The organism is Streptomyces sp. NBC_00440 (assembly GCF_036014215.1).
Classification (GTDB): domain Bacteria; phylum Actinomycetota; class Actinomycetes; order Streptomycetales; family Streptomycetaceae; genus Streptomyces.
Genome location: NZ_CP107921.1, coordinates 5,075,264 through 5,091,967, shown reverse-complemented (window position 1 = coordinate 5,091,967; position 16,704 = coordinate 5,075,264). Strand labels below are relative to the sequence as shown.

Below are 16,704 nucleotides of genomic sequence, written 5' to 3'. Positions count from 1 at the left end.
ATGGGTCGATGGGAACCAGGTGCACGCGAACGCCTCGTCGTGGCTGCCGTCGACCTGTTCACCGAGCAGGGGTACGACGCCACCACGGTCACGCAGATCGCCGAGCGCGCCGGAGTCACCAAGAGCACCTTCTTCCGGTACTTCCCCGACAAGCGCGAGCTGCTGGTGGCGGGGCAGGAGACGCTGTGCCGGCTGCTGACCGAGGGGATCGCCGAGGCCCCCTGTGACGCCGGCCCGCTGGAGGCGGTCGCTGCCGGTCTCGTGCGCGCCTCAAGCGCGATGGGCCCCATGAACCGCGAACTCGCCCCCCGCCTGAAGGCGGCTGTCACCGCCAGCACCGAACTTCAGGAGCGTGACGCCCTCAAGAGCGTCAGCCTCGCGGCGGCGGTCACAGCCGCCCTGGTCGCCCGCGGCATACCTGAACCGACCGCGGCTCTCGCGGGCGAGCTGGGCGTCCTCGCCTTCAAACGGGGCTACGCCGAATGGTCCGACGGCGTCCGCGACACCGAGGACGGCCTCGCCGAGCACACCTTGGCGGCCCTGGACGAGCTGCGTGCGGCGAGTGCGTCGCTGCGCTGACCGGACCGCCTTCACCCGCATCCGGTGAAGCGGTGGAGTTCACGTACTGAGGCGAGTACGGCGAGTACTCAGTGCGCCGGCCGGTCGTCCACCTCGACGAGGTTGTGGCCGCGCAGCGTGTAGAGCCTGCCGTCGTGGGCGTTGACGTGCGGTTCGCTGTACCAGACGCCGTTGATACCGGCGACGACGGTGCTGACGGCGAACGTCTTCGGGTGGAAGCGGAAGAGCGTGGTGGCCGAGACGCCGTAGACCGTGCCGCGATTGGTGACCAGAGCCGCGTAGCCGCGGCTGACGCTGCTCACGTCCGCGGTGTGCAGCAACTGCCGGGTGTGCAGGTCGATGACGAACAGCACGCCCGCTCTGGTGAGTCCGTAGAGGTGGCGGCCCTGCACCGCGAGGGCCGCCACCCCTGCCTTCTGCCGCGTCTCCAGGCGCCACCGCTCGCGGCCGGTGACCGGATCGACGGCGACGACCGTGCCACGCGGTCCCGTGCTTGCCGCGTTGTCACCGCCCAGGTAGGCGACGCCGTCCCGGTTCGCCACCGCCCCGACGAGCTGGACGCTGTCGATCGGGTTGACGTACGAGGCCGGCTTCCCGGTCCTCGGGGAGTACGTCCACAAGGCTCCGCCGCCCTCGGTGTCGCACTGCACGCCGACCAGAAGCAACTCGTTGACCCGGTCCCAGGAGGTGTCCATCGGCCGGTTCTGCACACTGGGGAACTGCGCGGCCTGGTGCGGTTGCCCGCCTGCGGAAGGGTCGTACTCCCAGATGCCCTGCGCGTCGTACTGACCGGTGTACAGACGTCCGTCGATCACCTCGGCGTCCTTGGCCTCGCCGGGCGCCCGCAGATTGACGACCGCCCCGCTCCGCAGACTGTGCCGGGCGATGGTGCCGGTGCCGCCGACGTAGACGTACCCGCCGCCGACCGCGATCCCCATGCCTGCCTCCGCGTCCACGGGAGCGCCTGCCGTGCCCAGGTCGGTGATCACGGAGGTGCGGGCGGCCAGATCGATCTCGGCGACGAACCCGTAGGCCGAGACGACCTCCAGCTTCCCGTCGGTGTAGTCCACGCCCCAGATCTCTCCGAGGTCCGGTCCGGCGAACTCCACGGATGAGACCGTCTTGTCGGCTGTCGAGTAGGACTGCAGTCCCGTATCGGTGGCGAAGTAGATCCGGTCCGCATCGGCGGTGAAGCACTTGGCAGTCGTGCCGTGCACGCTCACCACGGTGTACGAGGAGAGGTCGGCCAGGTCCATCACGGCGAACTTCGCGGGATCTCCGCCCGAGGTACTGACCACCAGGTTCCCGCCGATGACGGCGAGGCACCGCAGGCTGGGGTCCTGCTCCATCTCCGTGGGCACCACCGAGGTGAACGTGCGCTTGGCCCGGTCGAACGCGTACAGCGACGCCTTGCTCGCGCCGCCTCCGCCGACGAGGACGCTGCCCGAACCGAAGAAGACGGTGGTGTCGGTGGCCGCGACCGCCGCGGCCTCGGTGGCATTCGGATTGGGGACGCCCAGGTTGGTGACGGCACCGGTCGCCGGGTCGTACTCCCACAGCGCGGGCGCCTTCCCCGGCACACCGCCCACGGCGTACACCGTGCCGTCGGGGGCGACCGCCAGAGCACGGATGTCGCGGTCCTCCCCGGTCCTGCCGATGTCCACGGCAGGCTTGTCCGGCGTCGTCAGGTCCCACCGGAAGAGGTTCGGCTTGCCCTGGTCACCCTTGAGCAGCACGCCGATGTAGAGGTACCGCCCGGCGGGGTCCACCGCGAGTGCCTGGATGGAGGGATCGGGTCCCGCGTCGAGTTCGGTGAGCGAGACCACCTTCCGGGTCGGCAGGTGGAACCCGGCCACCCGGGCGGGGTTCAGGTTGCGCGACCCGATGTAGACGGTGTCGCCGACCAGCAGCCCGCTCATCAACGAGAACTGCACCACTCCCGGTCCCAGATCGGTCACCACCGTGCTGGGCGCGCCACCGGTCGCGGCGGCAGCCGGGCCGGCCGTCACGGACCCGCCGGCCACCGCCAGCCCGAACGCGCCACCGGCCTGGAGCAGCCGGCGCCTGCTCAGGAAAGAACTGTCGGTCATCTGTGTCTCCTTGAAGTGCCGATTCCGTGACTGCCCGTCAGGACAGCTCGAAGACGCGCCGGTCCGCCGTAGAGGTTCGGGCCCGGACCGGCTCCCCGGCTCCCCGGGAGTGGTCGAACCCCGGAACGGGCTCTCGCGCTCCGGCATGCTGGCACAGTTACGAGTGATATCGAAAGACTGGCGACACGATATTTTCGGTCATACGATATCGAGTGACAGTGTCACGCGAGCTTCCGAAAGCCCATCGCGCTCCCCCGCTGACGCCATGGAGCTGCAGGAACTGCGCACGCCGGGGCCGCCCACCGGCGCCCGCCAGGCCGTGGCAAGAACGCGGGCGCCGCCCACGACGAGGCGTACGGCCGCGTGTTCGGTGGAACCGAGGCGTGAGCTACGAGGTCATCCGGGAGCCCGAAGCCCTCACCCAGGCAGGGCGGTTCGCCAGGGACGACAGCCGCAGGAGCCCGGTGAGCCTTCGGGTGCACGCCGGTTCGGGTCTGCACCGCCCACTGCGCCAACAAGGTCGCACTGACCGGAGTTGAGCGTCGCAGGGACCAGCCGGAGTGCCCGGTTCAGGCAGTGGCGGCGGGACCGGGCGGCAGGTGGACGGTCATGATCAGGTGGCAGGTGGCATCGCCTGATCCCCGGTAGGCGTGCGGGGCGTCGCCGTCGAAGGTGGCGGTCTGCCCGGCCTCGACCGGGTGCTCCGCTCCGTCGACGACCAGCATCATCCGCCCGGCGGTGACACTGACGGTCTCCACGACCCCGGCCTGGTGGGGGTGGCTGGGGTACTCCTCGCCGGGCTGCAGGCGCCAGCGCCACACCTCGACCGGTGCGGGACCCGATGTCGTGAGCATGAGCCGGGCCTCACCGCCCTGCTCGCCCGCCCACAGCGGCATCACGGCATCGGCCGAGACCACCCGGACACGCCCTTCGGCCGGCCCTTCCAGCAAGGCGGAAACCGAGACGCCGAGCGTGTCGGCCAGCCGGATCAGGGTGGCGAAGTTCGGGTTGCCCTGGGCCTTCTCAAGTCCGACCAGGGCTCCCTTGCTGACCTTGGCGCGACGGCCGAGCTCATCCAGGGACAGACCCGCGCGGGTGCGGGCAGCCCGGACGTTGTGCGCGAGTGTGCGCAGCGCCGCCTCTGTCTCGGCCACCTGATCACCAACCCCCATGACGTACCAGCGGAATGCACCACCCGGTCGGTTGATTGGCCCGAGGCGGTCGTTTCGCTGTACCGTTCAGTCGTTCCATCGTAACAGAGGGGATCGACCCGTGATAGCTCTGCTGCTGGCCCTGGGCAGCTCTCTGGCCTACGGATGCGCCGACTTCCTCGGCGGCCTGGGCGCCCGGAAGGCGCACGTGCTGCGCACCATCATGGTCGCGGCACCGGCCAGTCTCGCGGTCGAACTGCTTCTGTGGCCCGTCCTGGGTGCCTCGTTCAGCCCGGCCGCTCTCGGCTGGGGCGCCGCGTCCGGTGTGGCCTCGGCCGCGGCCTTCGCCCTGCTCTACAGGACCCTGGCCATCGGCCCGATGAACGTTCTCTCGCCAGTGACCGCGCTGGTGTCCGCCGCGCTGCCGGTCACGGTGGGGCTGTTGCAGGGCGAGCGGCTGGGAATGGCCGGCCTGCTCGGACTGCCGCTCGCGCTGGCGGCGGTGGTGCTGGTCAGCGCCGGACAGGGCGCGGGCTCCTCCCGCCCCTCCCGGACGGCGCTGCTCCTGGCCTTCGGCGCGGGGGGCGCCATCGCCCTGCAGCTGATCTTCCTGCACCAGGCGCCGTCGGACAGCGGGGTCGCCCCGCTGATCATCGGCAGGGCGGTCTCCTCGGCCGTCACCCTGGCCGCGGCCGGGGTCATGCACCGCAGGCTCGGCCCGAGAAGCCCGCCTACGCCATGTCGGTCACTGCCGGCGTGCTGGACTCGCTGGCGAACCTGCTGTTCCTGCTCGCCGCGCGCAGCGGAGACCTCACCGTCGTCGCCGTGATCACCGCCCTCTACCCGGCCGGAACCGTCCTGCTCGCCCGCAGCGTGCTCTCCGAGCGCCTCCACCGCGGCCAGCTCATCGGCCTGGGCACCGCCGCCGTCGCCGTCAGCCTCCTCGCCCTCACCTGAGCGCCCCCGGGGCGACGAAACCGATCAGCGCAGATTCCCGCAGCGCCGGCGCGGCGCGGACCCGCCCAGACACGCCGTCAGTCGGTGAGCCCCAGTGACGTCATGACCGCTGCGAGTTCCTGGCGCGCCTGTGGCGTCAGTCCGCGCAGGGGGCGCGGGAGATTGGGGCCGTCGACCAGGCCGAGGTGTTCGGCGGCGGCGGACATGACGCGCAGGCCGCCATACCTGCGCAGCAGCTGCCACAGCGGCTCCATCCGCTGCGACATGGCGGTGGCCCGGGCGGCGTCGCCGGCCTGCGCGGCGCGGGTGAGGGCGAGGGCCGTCGCGGGGAACAGGCCGCCGACGACCGAGTACCACACGTCGCATCCGGCGTTCAGTCCGGTGGCCGCCGTCCAGTCGCCGCTGACACCGATCGTGACCGTCGCCGGGACCAGCGCCCGCAACGCTTCGACGCGCAGCTTCGCGGCAGTCGGGTCGTCGGGGACCGGGGGGATCTTGATGGCGGCGACATTCGGCAACTGCGCGACGCGGGCGTGGAGTTCATCGGTGAACTTGACGTGGGTGGTGCCGGGGTTGTCGTACACGCAGAGCGGCACCGAGAGCTCGCGGGTGACGTCCTCGTACAGGCCGAACACCTCGTCATCCGTGAGGGCCTGGTACGTCATCGGGGCGAGCAGGACCGCGGACGCGCCCGCCTTCTGGGCGTCCTCGGCGAGCGCGAGAACGTGCGAGGTCCGCAGGGCGCCGATGCCGACCATGACCGGGACGCCGTCGGCGGCCCCGACCGCGAGGGTCGCCACACGGGCGCGCTGCTCGCGGGTGAGGTAGGCGTAGCCGCCGGTGGAGCCGAGGGCGCCGATGGAGCCGACTCCGGCGGCGGCGAGGCGGGCGACGAGGGTGCCGAACGCGTGCTCGCCGATGCCGCTCTCGGTGGTCGGCGTGAGGGGGAAGGCGCTGAGGCCGCGGAACATGGCTGTCTCCTCGGGGACGGGGAAATGTGTGATGCCGTATCAGAGGTCGAGGTCGGGTCGGAGGACGAGGACGAGACGTGGGCAGGCCCGCGTGGGAGATGCAGATCATCATTGTGCCGTGAGCGGCCCCGCCCCTCGGGAGTGAGTACGGAATTGGGTGAGTACGGAATCGCCGTGGTCGACGGCGCCTTCGAGCGGGCCGACGCACCCCTGCGATCTTCTGGGCCCGGTCTTCAACACTCGGCGGAGCAAGCGCGTATCCCCTTGTGTGACGCCCACTGAGACGAGGACCGAGATGCCGCTGTGCGGCCACGCGGACACACCCGGACGCACTGGTGGCTAGCGCGCTGCAATGGGTGCGCCGCCGGCAGAACAGAGGCGCACACCGGGATGCGAACCCCTTCGCCACCGACAGTGGCGTGCAGCGTGCCTACGAGCTGTACGGGGGAGAGCTGTTCGGCTATGTGTACAACGCGCTGCGGGACCGGCAGCTGGCCGAGGACGTCGTCCAGGAGACGTTCATCCGGGCCTGGAAATCATCCGGCGGATTCGATCCCCGCCGTGGCAGTCTGCGTACCTGGCTGTTCTCGATAGCCCGCAACGGCGCGATCGACGCCATGCGCCGGCGCGGCGTCCGGGACGCGGTCGGGGTGGACTTCCGGGAAGCGCTGGCCGAGGAACCGGCGCGCCATGACCCGGTCGAAGTCCTGCTGGAACACATCCAGTTGGACGAGGCGCTGAACCGGCTGAGCGCCGAACACCGGCAGACCGTGGTCAGTGTCTACTACGGCGGCCGTACCTGCGCCGAACTCGCCGCGGAGTGGGGCATCTCGGCTTCCACGGTCCGCAGTCGGCTGTATTACGGCGTACGCGCGCTGCGCCTGGTGCTGGAGGAGAACGGATGGCTGGCGCCATGAATCCGGACTGTGCGGCAATCCGCCCCGTGATGACCGAACACCTGATGCTCGGGATGCGTCTGCCCGCGGAGGTCTGGGGTCATCTGACCGGCTGCACCGCCTGCGCCCACGAGGCCGCCGAAATCGGCGATGTGGTCAGAACACTGGCACGAGCCGAGAACGGTGTACACCGCACCGGGAGACCTCGGGCCACACCACAGGTGCCACCGGTCCGAGCGGTGGACATGCCCCCTCCGCGCACCGCCGGCAGCCGCCGGGGCCTGCGTCGGCGCCTCGTCCAGGGCGCGAGCGTCGCGCTGCTGACCGCCGCCGCACTCGCCGCCCCCTTCGCTCTCCATGACCGGGGCCAGGGCTCACCGGGCACCGTCTCGATCGCACGTCAGGGCCGGATGATCAGTCAGCCCTGGGGCACCGAGGTGCCGGTGGCGCTGAACGGGCTGCGGCGCGGGGAGACGTACCGCCTGATGGCGGCGGACTTCACGGGACTCCGCGTCCCGGGCGGCAGCGTGCGGACGATGACCGGCGAGCCGGTGCACGCCCAGGTGATGACCGCGCTGAGCCGCGAGGCGATCAAGGAGGTCATCGTGGAGGACACCCACGGCCGCGTGGTCGGCCGCGTGTCCACGACCGGGCCGCCCCCCACAACTGCCTGAGCCGTAAGACCTCTTCACCGGTCGGCGCATCCGCGCCACCGGGCGAACCGCGACGTCCGCGAAACCGCGAAGACGTCCCTTTTCCATGGATATGGAGCATTCCTCATGCTGTCAAAACAATGGGCCGGGTGGCTCCTCGCGGCCACCCTGGGGCTGGGGGGCTTCGGCATCGCCGCCGCGTCCGTGGCCGACGCGCACTCGGGCCACGTCGACCCCCGGCCGGCCGCCGCGAGTCCCGGCGCCGCCCGGGCGGCGGCCCGCTACGGCGGCGGGGCCGGCCACAGCGCCCCGAAGCCGATCCCGGTGTCCGGCAAGGACCGGGTCTACACCGCGGACCAGACGTCCAACACCGTCAGTGTGATCGACCCGTCGGCCAACAGAACGCTCGGCACGATCGCCCTCGGCGACCAGCGGCTCGGGGCCGGTCTCAGCCCGCAGTACACCGGCGACGTCGACGTGCACGGACTGGCCTTCTCGCCCGTCACCAAGCGGCTGGCGGTCGTCAGCATCACGAGCAACACGGTGGACATCGTCGACACGGCGACCAACAAGGTCGTCAACCACACCGATGTGGGCCGGGCGTCGCACGAGGGCAGCTTCACCGCAGACGGCAAACAGTTCTGGGTCGCCGACCGCGGCCGCGACACCGTCACCGTCGTCGACGCCGTGCACGGCGGAGTGCTCGCCAACATCCCGGTGGGTGCGGGGCCGTCCAAGGTGGTGATGAGCCCGGACGGAAAGCTGGCCTATGTCAACCACATCAGCCTCGCCGAAGTCACCGTCGTCAAGGTCGCCACGCACCGCCCGGTGGACCACATCACCGGACTCGGCGACGCCTTCTCCTCCGACGAGGCGATCTCGCCCGACGGCAAGGAACTGTGGGCGGTCCACAAGCGGGTCGGAAAGGTCAGCGTCATCGATCTGACGCATGACAAGGTCACATCGGTGCTGACCACCGGCCCGGACTCCAACCACCCGCAGTTCGCGGACACGCCCCGGGGCAAGTTCGTCTACCTCACCGTCGGCGGCCTGGACGAGACGCTGTCCTTCCGCCGTACGGACAGCGGCGTCCCGGACGCGACCACCGCCCCCGCCACCGTGATCCACGACAACGGCCATGCCCCGCACGGCATCTGGCCCAGCGGTGACGGCAGCCGTCTCTACGTCGGCCTGGAGAAGTCCGACAAGGTGGACGTCATCGACACCGCGACCAACAAGGTGACCGGCACCATCCCGATCGGCCAGGAACCGCAGGCCGTCGTCTACGCACCGCTGGCAGCGCCGGCCGGTTCAGCCGCCAACCTCGGCAGCCAGGGACTGGACGAGCAGGCACGCAACGTGCCGACCACCCTCCCGGACGGCACCGCGGGCGAGACACTCGACCCGGTCAAGGGCCGCGCCCTGGAGGCCACGGTCCGCCCGGTCAACGGGCTCGACATGATCCAGCTCCAGGCGCGGGGCCTGAAGCCGAAGACGACCTACCAGGCGTTCTCGGCAGGGGCGGACAGCCGAAAGGCCGCGGTCGTGTCGTTCAGCACCGACGCGAACGGCAACGCCCCCATGGTGCTGGCGTTCAGCGCCTTCGACGGCCGGAGCATCTCGCTGGCCGTGAAGAACGCCGGAGTCGCCAAGGCCACGTCCTTCCAGCTCAACCGGATGCACAGCGGCAGCGCCAACGGTGCCGTCACCGCCACCGACCTCCTGTACTGCGACTGCTGCTGACAGCCCGGCCCACCTGAGGAGTTCACCATGCCCCACCGCACCGGACGCCGCTCCGCACCTCTCGCTCTCGCCGCTGCCGGTGCGGTCGGGGCGGTGTTCCTCCTGGCCGCTCCGGCCTCCGCGCACGTCCGGGTCATCTCGCAGGACGCCGAACCGGGGGGTGCCGCGAAGCTGGAGTTCCGGGTCCCCAGCGAGGAGGCCGATGCCACGACCGTCCGCCTTCAGGTCAGGCTGCCGGCCGGCGTCCACCTCGCCTCGGTGCTACCGGTCGAGGGCTGGCAGGAGCAGACCGCCGCTCCGGCGTCCGACGGCTCGGTGTCGCTGACCTGGACCGCCATGGCCGGGCACGACATCAAGCCCGACGAACACCAGTACTTCGGCATCAATGTCGGCCCCCTTCCCGATGATCGGCCCACGCTGGGCTTCAGTACCGTGCAGACCTACTCCGACGGCTCCGTCGTCAACTGGGACCAGCGGCAGACCGGCAGCACGGAGCCGCCGTTCCCCATCCCGCTGCTGGTCCTCGATCCCACCGCCGCATCCCGGGCACCGGACGGCGGCACGGGGGCCGCTCCGAAGGCCGGCGCCGCGCCCGCGGCACCTTCACCGACCGCCTCCGCGAGCCCGGCCGCGCCGTCGGTCACCACCGCCGCCACCACGAGCGGCTCCGGTTCCAGTTCCGGCTGGGTGCCCTCTGCGGTGGCCGCCGCTCTGCTGGCGCTGTCGGGCGGTACCGCTCTGGCGACCGCACGCCACCGCAGGAACAAGAACCGCGGCCGCGTGGCCTCCTGAGTTCACCGGCGATGAGCGAGAACCCGGAGCTCGGCCCCGGTGTCGCATCAGCTGCCCGGCGGCGCGCTGCACGAATGGGCACACGACACAGCAGTGCGCCGCGAGCGGGCCCACTCGCGGCGCACCTGATGTCACCTCAGCCGTCAGTGGTGACGGTGCCCCAGACGCTCGACGTCCACCACGTGGCCGCGCGCGTCGCGCAGGGTCGCGGTGTCGACGCGGTCCCAGATCGGCGCGCGCCGGTTCTGGTAGACGTCGTTCCAGGTGTCACGGCCATGGCCGGTGTGGACCTTGACCGACTTGTGTGCGCCGAGCCGCAGCGCGTGGAAGCGGTACGAGTGGTGCTGAGCGTCACTCAGCGTCCAGCCGCGCAGCTCCACGGGCCTGCGGGAGTTGTTGGTGACGGTGATCCACTCCGCGTCCACCCGGTTGCCGCGGTGGTGCCCGCGGCCGTGGCTGTCGATGTGGTGGACGGCGCCCACCACCACGGCCGAGCGCTCAGGGCGCGAGGCGGGGTGGTGGTGGTCGGCGGCCGCTGCCGGGAAGGCGGCGGCCAGCAGGGCCCCGGAGGCCAGTACAGCTGCGGCGAGACGGGAACCTGAAGACAAAGACGACATGGAACCCCCAGATCAGGGCATGCGTGCACCGGTCGGCCCACGCATGGTGCAGATGAACTTCCGGCTCTGTGCCGGACCACCACACTCTGAACCGAGCGGGTTCCGATGTCCGGATAACCTTCACCACTTTGCCAAAACCGGACAAAACACACACCGTCAGATCATCCGGCGCATACGCCCCCGCGCACCTCGACAGGTAACGCGCTCCCCACGGACACCGGCCCGCGCGGCGGCCCTTCCCCTGACCGGACACCTGAACGGATTCCCTCCCGTACCCCGGAAGGTGAGCCCGGACCAGCTCCACGACCACCCCAGCACCCGACTGCCGCACAGCGGGCAACTCCGCCATCCGGACCCGCAGATGGTGACTGGTCCGCTACTGTGCGTGATAAAGCCCAGTCGGGTTTCAGGACACAAGGGGACCTTGAGTGAACCGAATTCGCACCGTTCTCGCAGCGCTGACCGTCACCGCGGCGACCGCGGCGGCACCCGCAGCCGCGAGCGCCGATCCGCAGCAGCACCCGGACCGGTCAGCGGCCTCCGAGCCGCAGCACGCCCCCTGCTCGGGGGAGTTCCAGGGCGACGCCAGGCTCGGGCCGCAGTGGCTCCCCTCGAAGCACGAGAAGCCGGTGGGCCCGCTGCTCAAGGGCTACCACCGGACCGGGAAGCTGTCGTCCGGGGACTTCCTGAAGAAGTACTGGGAGGGGCCCGCGGATTCGGGCAGTTGGAAGTACCCGCCGAACGACGGGTTCAAGGAGGTCAACGGGCGGGTGGACAAGGAGCCCGAGAAGCTGCGCACCGGCGAGCGCCTGGACCGCTTCGGCTCCGAGTACGGCTCCTACCTGGCGCCCGCCGGCGACTCGTACGCCAAGCGCGCGCTGCCCCCGCAGAGCCTCAACACCCGTGACGCCGCGGTGCCCTGCGACTATCACGTCTACCGGGTGGCCAAGCCGTTCTGGGTGTGGCAGGGCGGCATCGCGCCGTGGTTCGAGCAGCCGGGCAACGGGCAGCAGATCAAGCTCGATCCGGTATTCCTGAGCCCGGGTGAGGGCCAACGGCTGAACGTGAAGTGGCTGCTCGACCACCACTACCTCGCTCAGGCCGCCCGAGCCGGCGAGTAGCACACCCATGGACCGCCACGAACTGCGTGCCGCGCTGCGCGACGCCGGGGTACCCGACGGCTACTACCGGATCGAGGGGGTCCATGAACCGTCCCCCGCGCCCACCGACTTCCTGTATATGAAGCGGACCGAGGACGGCACGGCGTGGGAGACCGGTGCGTACGAACGCGGCCTGTCCGAGGTCATCGGCCGGCACGAGACGGAGCCGGACGCCTGCGCGCACCTGCTGCGGCTGCTCGTCTGACGCCGACCGGAATCACCGGCAGGCAAAGGCAGTCGGGGCCGCGGCCACCGGCGGCAACGGCTACTGGTCGCCCACGTCCCGCCGGTTCGACAGGGCCGACTCCGCGAGGGACGACAAACCCTCGACGTAGACCGTGCCGTCCGGCGCGGGCCGTACGACGAGCCACCCACGCGCACCCAGGCTGCGCACCTGCCCCCGCACCTCGTCGCCGAGCTCGGCCGCGAGGTCGTCCTCGCGGGGGGTGCTGCCCGCGTGCAGATGCTCGCGGATCCGGAGGAGCAGCGCCTCTTCCTGCGCGGTGATGTTGAAGTCCATCCCTGGACGCTACGGCCCGCCGGGCGGCGCCGCGCGCGGAGGGGCCGAACTCGCCCCGGACCCGCCCCGCCTCCACCCCGTATCCGCACTCCGCGACCGGACCGGACGCACCGGCTCGGACGCACCGGACCGGACGCACCGGCATGGAGAGGCGCCCGCGGGCGCCCTCGCAGGGCGCCCGCGGGCCTCTCACATGCGGGCTCGGTCCGCTCACTCAAGTGGGCACGGGCCGGTCAGGCGCCCGGCGTGGCCGGCAGCTGGGCGACGCCCGGCACCGTCGGAAGCGCCGGGAGGCCCGGCAGGTTCGCGGCCGGGAGACCGCCGCCGAGCAGGATGGCGACCAGGACGTTCACCTGGGCGGTGAGTACGGCCTGGACCGCCGCCGCGACCTCGGTGGGCTTGCCGGTGGTGACCGCCTTGACGAGGGCGTCGACCTTGGCCTGGAGGTCGGCCGCCGCCTTCGCCTTGAGCGCGGCGCCCGGGTCGGGTGCGGCGGGCGCGCCGGACACCCCGGTCGCACCGCCGGGGATGCCGGGGGCCGCGGGCGCCGCAGGCGCGGCTTCCGTGACCTTCGCCAGGGCGGCCTTGACGGGGTCGGCCAGCTTGGTGGCGTCCGCGGCGGGAAGCTTGCCGTCGGGGGCCTTCAGTACGGCGTTGACCAGGTCCGTCACCGGCTTCAGGACACCGCCGGCGTCGCCCAGCAGCTTCGCCTGACTCGCGAGCTTGTCGGCACCCGGCACCGGGACGGCCGGGGCGCTCGCGGGGCGTGCCGCGGGGGCGTCGCCGACCGCCGCGTAAGCCGCCGGGCCCGCTATGCCGAGGGTGAGGGCGCCGCAGACGGCGGACGAGACGAGGAGGCCGGCCTTCGGGGACATGCGCATGGAAAGCGTTCCTTTCGGAAGTGCGGGAAGTACTCACCGCCACCGTGCAAACGCTTGAATACGGCGCGCAATCGCTGAGTCACTTGGCGTAACCCGCGACCGGTCGCCCAAAGCAGCTCTGACCTGCGCGTCTGCCGAACGCCCGGGGGCCGGGCCGATGCATCCGTTAGGGGGAGCGCACCCGGGCCGCCGGACACCGCGTACGGACACGGCTGCGGCCCCCGGGACGGGTCCCGGGGGCCGCAGTCACGAGGCGGTCAGTCCAGCTTCGCCGCCAGCGACTGGAACTGTGTCCACGTCAGCTTCGGCTTGCCCGGGTCCCAGAGCTTCTGGGCCGTCGCCGCCAGCGGCATCCGGATGCCCGCGGCGACCTGCGCCGGGGTCTGGGCGTTCGGGAAGTCGCCCCAGACCGCGAACCCGCCGCCGTCGATGAGGTGCGCGTACTTAGCAGGGACCGCCTTGGTGCCGCGCACCACCAGCGGGGTCCACTGCTCGTAGATGCGCTTGCCGGTGGGATAGGTGAAGTTGTTGGGCTGGCCGAGCACGTAGTACAGGTACTCGTCGTTGAGGTTCACCACCCGCTGCCCCGCGGCCAGATACTCCTCGGGCGGCCGGACCCCGAACTCCTTGCCCGTCCAGTACTCCACCTGGATGTTCTTGTCGGGCTTGGCCACCCCGCCGCGGAAGAACCCGTCGTTCCACGCCTGCGGCGTCCTGCCCGCCTTGGTGATGACCGCGGCCCGGTCGTTCAGCCAGGCCACCGCCAGGTCCTGGACGGTGCCCTTCGCGCCGTACTTCTTCCGGGCCAGGGCGGCCAGCTGCGGGAAGGACGCTTCCGGGTTCTTCACCGTCAGCGCCTGGTACTCGTCACCGCCGACGTTCCAGTACGGGCCGGGGAAGAGCTTCATGTACTCGCGCAGCAGCGAGTCGACGATCTGCGCCGCCTTCGGGTTGGACACGTCGACCGCGCCCTTGACGGGGGTGCCGTCGGCCGTCTTCAGCTGGAGGTCCGGGTGCGCCTTGATGACCGCGCCCAGGTGTCCGGGCGAGTCGATCTCCGGGACGACAGTGATGTGCAGGCTGGAGGCGAGCGAGACGATCCGGTGGACCTGCGCGATGGTGAGGTGGTCGGGAGAGACCACCTCGGGGTGCGACGTGGACTCGATCCGGAAGCCCTGGTCGTCCGAGAAGTGCAGCCCCAGCTGGTTCAGCTTGAGGTCGGCCATCTCGTGCAGCCGGTCCTCGATCCAGGCGGCGTCGAACGGTTTGCGTGCGATGTCCAGGTTGAACCGCCGCTGCGCGCTGGCCGGCTCGTCGTGCACGACGCCCTCGGGCACCTTCCCGTCGGCCCGCACGGACTGCTTGAGGGTCCGGGTGCCGTAGAACACCCCGGCCTCGTCGGGACCGGTGATCGTGACCCGGCTGTCGCGGGCGCTGAGGGTGTACGACTCGCGCGGGGCCTTCTTGTCCGGCTTCAGCGCGAGCTCGATGTCGCCCGCGCGGGCCGTGCCGCCGTACGCGTAGCCGATCTTCAGTTCGTGCGAGAGGAGCTTGCCCTCGTCGGTGAGGCCCTTGCACCCCTTGTCCACCAGGACCCGGGAGCCCTTCTCCGGGCGCCAGCCGGGACCGCGCGCCGGGCCGTGTTCGCGTACCGCGGGGATGGCACGGGGCGCCGCCGAGAGCGGGTAGTTCGTCGCCGACGGGTCGGACGAGGGGGCGGTCACCGCCGAGCCGCGGCCCGCGGGGCCGCTTCCGCCGTACGTGTCGTCGTCCGGCCAGACCGTGACGGCGAGCGCGACGGCGGCAACCGTGGCGGTCAGGCCCACGGCAAGAACCGGTGCGTTGAGTCTTTTCATCAGTCCGAAACCTCCCGTGCACGGCTGGGCGAGGGTGAAAGCGAGGGTGAAATGCCGGCCAATTCGTCCATCACGCGCCTTGAAACTCTCCCTTCCGGGTGAAAATCGCGCATCCGTCGGACACTTAACTCCCCGCATCGATAGCGTTGCGGCTCATTCACCGCCGTCATCCGACCCTCCTGTCGTGTTCGAGGAGCCCACGCTGTCCAGCGAGTCCCACGCCGGCCCTCCGATGCGACCGCCGTCACTTCACCACAGAACGGACGGCCCGGCACGCCCAGCCATACCGGCGCAGAACCGTGGCCCGTCCGGCCTCCACCGGTTCAACTCTGCACCCGCCGGCAGCGCCGAGAGCGCACTGCTCGGCTGCTGCGGCAGCCCCCGCTGGGCCCGGCGGCTGGCCGCACACCGCCCCTACCCCGATCTGACGGCGCTGCTCGCCGCATGTGACGAGGCGAGTTACGACCTGTCCCCGGCCGAGCTCTGCCAGGCCCTGGCGGGCGAACCGGCGTCCGGGCCGCTCCACGGCCGGGCCCCGCGGGCCGCCCACACCGCGCTGAGCGCCGCGCACGCCGCGTACGAGAGCCGCTTCGGCCACCCCTTCGTGATCTGCCTCGACGCCTTCCGCCCGTCCGAGCACCTCGACCAGGTGCTGGCGAGCATCCGTTCCCGGCTCTCGCACGAGCCCGACGAGGAGCGGGCGGTCGCCGCCGACGAGCTGCGCCGACTCGCCCGGGGGCGAATCACCCGTCTTGTGGCGGATACGGGCCACGCCGGTAGCCCGTCCGTGGCTGTTTGATTGCCTGTTTGATCACACCGGAACCCCCCGCGCGAAGGAACCGACAAGTCGTCGCTACGATGGCCAGGGCCGGTGGACCGTACCCGGCCGGGCCAGACCGACACAGCTCCTCTCAGCGAGAGAAGCTGGCGGCATGACCCCCGTCCCCCGCTCCCGGAGGGTTTTTCCGTGCCGGCTGGAACGCTGTACCGCGGCCGGGAAGGTATGTGGTCCTGGGTGGCTCATCGAGTCACCGGCGTCCTCATTTTCTTCTTCCTGTTCGTACACGTCCTGGACACTGCTCTCGTCCGTATCTCCCCCGAGGACTACGACAAGGTCATCGCTACTTACAAGACGCCGATCGTGGGCGTCCTTGAGTACGGCCTCGTCGCAGCGATCCTCTTCCACGCTCTGAACGGCCTGCGCATCATCGCCGTGGACTTCTGGTCCAAGGGCCCGCGCCACCAGAAGCAGATGCTGTGGTCGGTCGTGGGCATCTGGGTCCTGCTGATGATCGGGGCGATCTACCCCGTACTCGGCCACGCCGCACGCGAACTGTTCGGGAGCTGAGGACTGAATGTCTGCTGAGACCTCCGCCGCTGTCGGCCCCGTCGAGGGCGTCTCCCTCTTCGACGCCGATCACCCCGCGCCGCTCATCGAGGCCCCGCGCCAGCGCACCAGGAAGACGCCGAAGACCACACGCGGCAACTTCGAGATGTACGCCTGGCTCTTCATGCGCCTGTCCGGGATCGTCCTGGTCGTCCTGGTCCTCGGCCACCTGCTGATCCAGCTGGTGCTCGACGGCGGTGTGACCAAGATCGGCTTCGCCTTCGTGGCGGGCCGCTGGGCCTCGCCGTTCTGGCAGGGCTGGGACCTCACCATGCTCTGGCTGGCGATGCTTCACGGCGCCAACGGCCTCCGTACCGTCATCAATGACTACGCGGAGCGCGTCGGCACGCGCCTGTGGCTCAAGGGCCTGCTGTACACCGCCACGGTGTTCACCATCCTGCTGGGCACGCTGGTGATCTTCACCTTCGACCCGAACATCTCCTAGAAGCCC

At 70.8% G+C, this 16,704-nt stretch carries 17 protein-coding genes and 1 pseudogene; 11 read left to right on the top strand and 7 right to left on the bottom strand.

Annotation, left to right across the window (positions count from 1 at the left end):
- Window positions 1-579, top strand: coding sequence for a TetR/AcrR family transcriptional regulator (locus tag OHB13_RS23010; RefSeq protein ID WP_328378339.1), 579 nt, complete (start codon window positions 1-3; stop codon window positions 577-579).
- Window positions 580-647: 68 nt separating this feature from the next.
- Here the strand turns inward: OHB13_RS23010 and OHB13_RS23005 are convergent, their stop codons facing one another.
- Window positions 648-2,669, bottom strand: a complete 2,022-nt coding sequence (locus OHB13_RS23005; RefSeq protein WP_328378338.1) for an outer membrane protein assembly factor BamB family protein — start codon at window positions 2,667-2,669, stop codon at window positions 648-650.
- A 569-nt stretch (window positions 2,670-3,238) separates the two neighbouring features.
- Window positions 3,239-3,823 carry a helix-turn-helix domain-containing protein gene (locus OHB13_RS23000; protein ID WP_328378337.1) on the bottom strand — a complete coding sequence of 195 codons (585 nt, stop codon included), beginning with the start codon at window positions 3,821-3,823 and terminating at the stop codon, window positions 3,239-3,241.
- Window positions 3,824-3,941: 118 nt separating this feature from the next.
- Here OHB13_RS23000 and OHB13_RS22995 point away from each other — a divergent pair.
- Window positions 3,942-4,777 (top strand): annotated as a pseudogene (locus tag OHB13_RS22995) (EamA family transporter).
- A gap of 77 nt (window positions 4,778-4,854) precedes the next feature.
- On the opposite strand, the gene OHB13_RS22990 reads toward OHB13_RS22995, so the two are convergent.
- Complete coding sequence (locus tag OHB13_RS22990; protein ID WP_328378336.1) at window positions 4,855-5,748, bottom strand: dihydrodipicolinate synthase family protein; 894 nt, start codon at window positions 5,746-5,748, stop codon at window positions 4,855-4,857.
- A gap of 419 nt (window positions 5,749-6,167) precedes the next feature.
- Between OHB13_RS22990 and OHB13_RS22985 the strand changes: the two genes are divergently transcribed.
- The 4 genes from OHB13_RS22985 (at window position 6,168) to OHB13_RS22970 (ending at window position 9,832) form a co-directional block, all read left to right on the top strand.
- Complete coding sequence (locus OHB13_RS22985; protein WP_266854043.1) at window positions 6,168-6,665, top strand: sigma-70 family RNA polymerase sigma factor; 498 nt, start codon at window positions 6,168-6,170, stop codon at window positions 6,663-6,665.
- A complete protein-coding gene (locus OHB13_RS22980) occupies window positions 6,650-7,318 on the top strand; it encodes a hypothetical protein (protein ID WP_328378335.1) in 669 nt (222 codons plus the stop codon). Before OHB13_RS22985 ends, OHB13_RS22980 begins: the two co-directional genes overlap by 16 nt.
- Before the next feature lie 105 nt (window positions 7,319-7,423).
- Window positions 7,424-9,040, top strand: coding sequence for a beta-propeller fold lactonase family protein (locus tag OHB13_RS22975; protein ID WP_328378334.1), 1,617 nt, complete (start codon window positions 7,424-7,426; stop codon window positions 9,038-9,040).
- Between the two features lie 27 nt (window positions 9,041-9,067).
- The gene (locus OHB13_RS22970; RefSeq protein ID WP_328378333.1) at window positions 9,068-9,832 is read left to right on the top strand and encodes a YcnI family copper-binding membrane protein; all 765 of its coding nucleotides are present in this window, start codon (window positions 9,068-9,070) and stop codon (window positions 9,830-9,832) included.
- A 143-nt stretch (window positions 9,833-9,975) separates the two neighbouring features.
- Here OHB13_RS22970 and OHB13_RS22965 read toward each other — a convergent pair whose 3' ends face one another.
- Complete coding sequence (locus OHB13_RS22965; RefSeq protein ID WP_401603290.1) at window positions 9,976-10,449, bottom strand: lamin tail domain-containing protein; 474 nt, start codon at window positions 10,447-10,449, stop codon at window positions 9,976-9,978.
- A 428-nt stretch (window positions 10,450-10,877) separates the two neighbouring features.
- On the opposite strand from OHB13_RS22965, the gene OHB13_RS22960 reads away from it, so the two are divergent.
- Entirely contained in the window at window positions 10,878-11,570 is a 693-nt protein-coding gene (locus OHB13_RS22960; RefSeq protein WP_266854053.1) for a TNT domain-containing protein, read from the top strand.
- A gap of 7 nt (window positions 11,571-11,577) precedes the next feature.
- The gene (locus OHB13_RS22955) at window positions 11,578-11,814 is read left to right on the top strand and encodes a hypothetical protein (protein ID WP_328378332.1); all 237 of its coding nucleotides are present in this window, start codon (window positions 11,578-11,580) and stop codon (window positions 11,812-11,814) included.
- 60 nt (window positions 11,815-11,874) lie between these two features.
- On the opposite strand, the gene OHB13_RS22950 is transcribed toward OHB13_RS22955, so the two are convergent.
- The 3 genes from OHB13_RS22950 to OHB13_RS22940 form a co-directional block, all read right to left on the bottom strand.
- Window positions 11,875-12,129 carry a hypothetical protein gene (locus tag OHB13_RS22950; protein ID WP_266854057.1) on the bottom strand — a complete coding sequence of 85 codons (255 nt, stop codon included), beginning with the start codon at window positions 12,127-12,129 and terminating at the stop codon, window positions 11,875-11,877.
- 233 nt (window positions 12,130-12,362) lie between these two features.
- A complete protein-coding gene (locus OHB13_RS22945) occupies window positions 12,363-13,010 on the bottom strand; it encodes a hypothetical protein (RefSeq protein WP_328378331.1) in 648 nt (215 codons plus the stop codon).
- A gap of 257 nt (window positions 13,011-13,267) precedes the next feature.
- Window positions 13,268-14,866: a beta-N-acetylhexosaminidase gene (locus OHB13_RS22940; protein WP_328378330.1), complete on the bottom strand. Its 1,599-nt coding sequence runs from the start codon at window positions 14,864-14,866 to the stop codon at window positions 13,268-13,270.
- A 232-nt stretch (window positions 14,867-15,098) separates the two neighbouring features.
- Here OHB13_RS22940 and OHB13_RS22935 point away from each other — a divergent pair, with 232 nt between their 5' ends.
- The 3 genes from OHB13_RS22935 to OHB13_RS22925 all read left to right on the top strand — a co-directional run bounded on the left by OHB13_RS22935 (window position 15,099) and on the right by OHB13_RS22925 (window position 16,698).
- Window positions 15,099-15,665, top strand: a complete 567-nt coding sequence (locus tag OHB13_RS22935) for a 2-oxo-4-hydroxy-4-carboxy-5-ureidoimidazoline decarboxylase (protein ID WP_401603628.1) — start codon at window positions 15,099-15,101, stop codon at window positions 15,663-15,665.
- A gap of 168 nt (window positions 15,666-15,833) precedes the next feature.
- On the top strand, window positions 15,834-16,214 hold the full coding sequence (sdhC, locus tag OHB13_RS22930) for a succinate dehydrogenase, cytochrome b556 subunit (RefSeq protein WP_164258559.1): 381 nt from the start codon (window positions 15,834-15,836) through the stop codon (window positions 16,212-16,214).
- A 7-nt stretch (window positions 16,215-16,221) separates the two neighbouring features.
- Window positions 16,222-16,698, top strand: a complete 477-nt coding sequence (locus OHB13_RS22925; RefSeq protein ID WP_266854066.1) for a succinate dehydrogenase hydrophobic membrane anchor subunit — start codon at window positions 16,222-16,224, stop codon at window positions 16,696-16,698.
- Window positions 16,699-16,704: the final 6 nt, after the last annotated feature.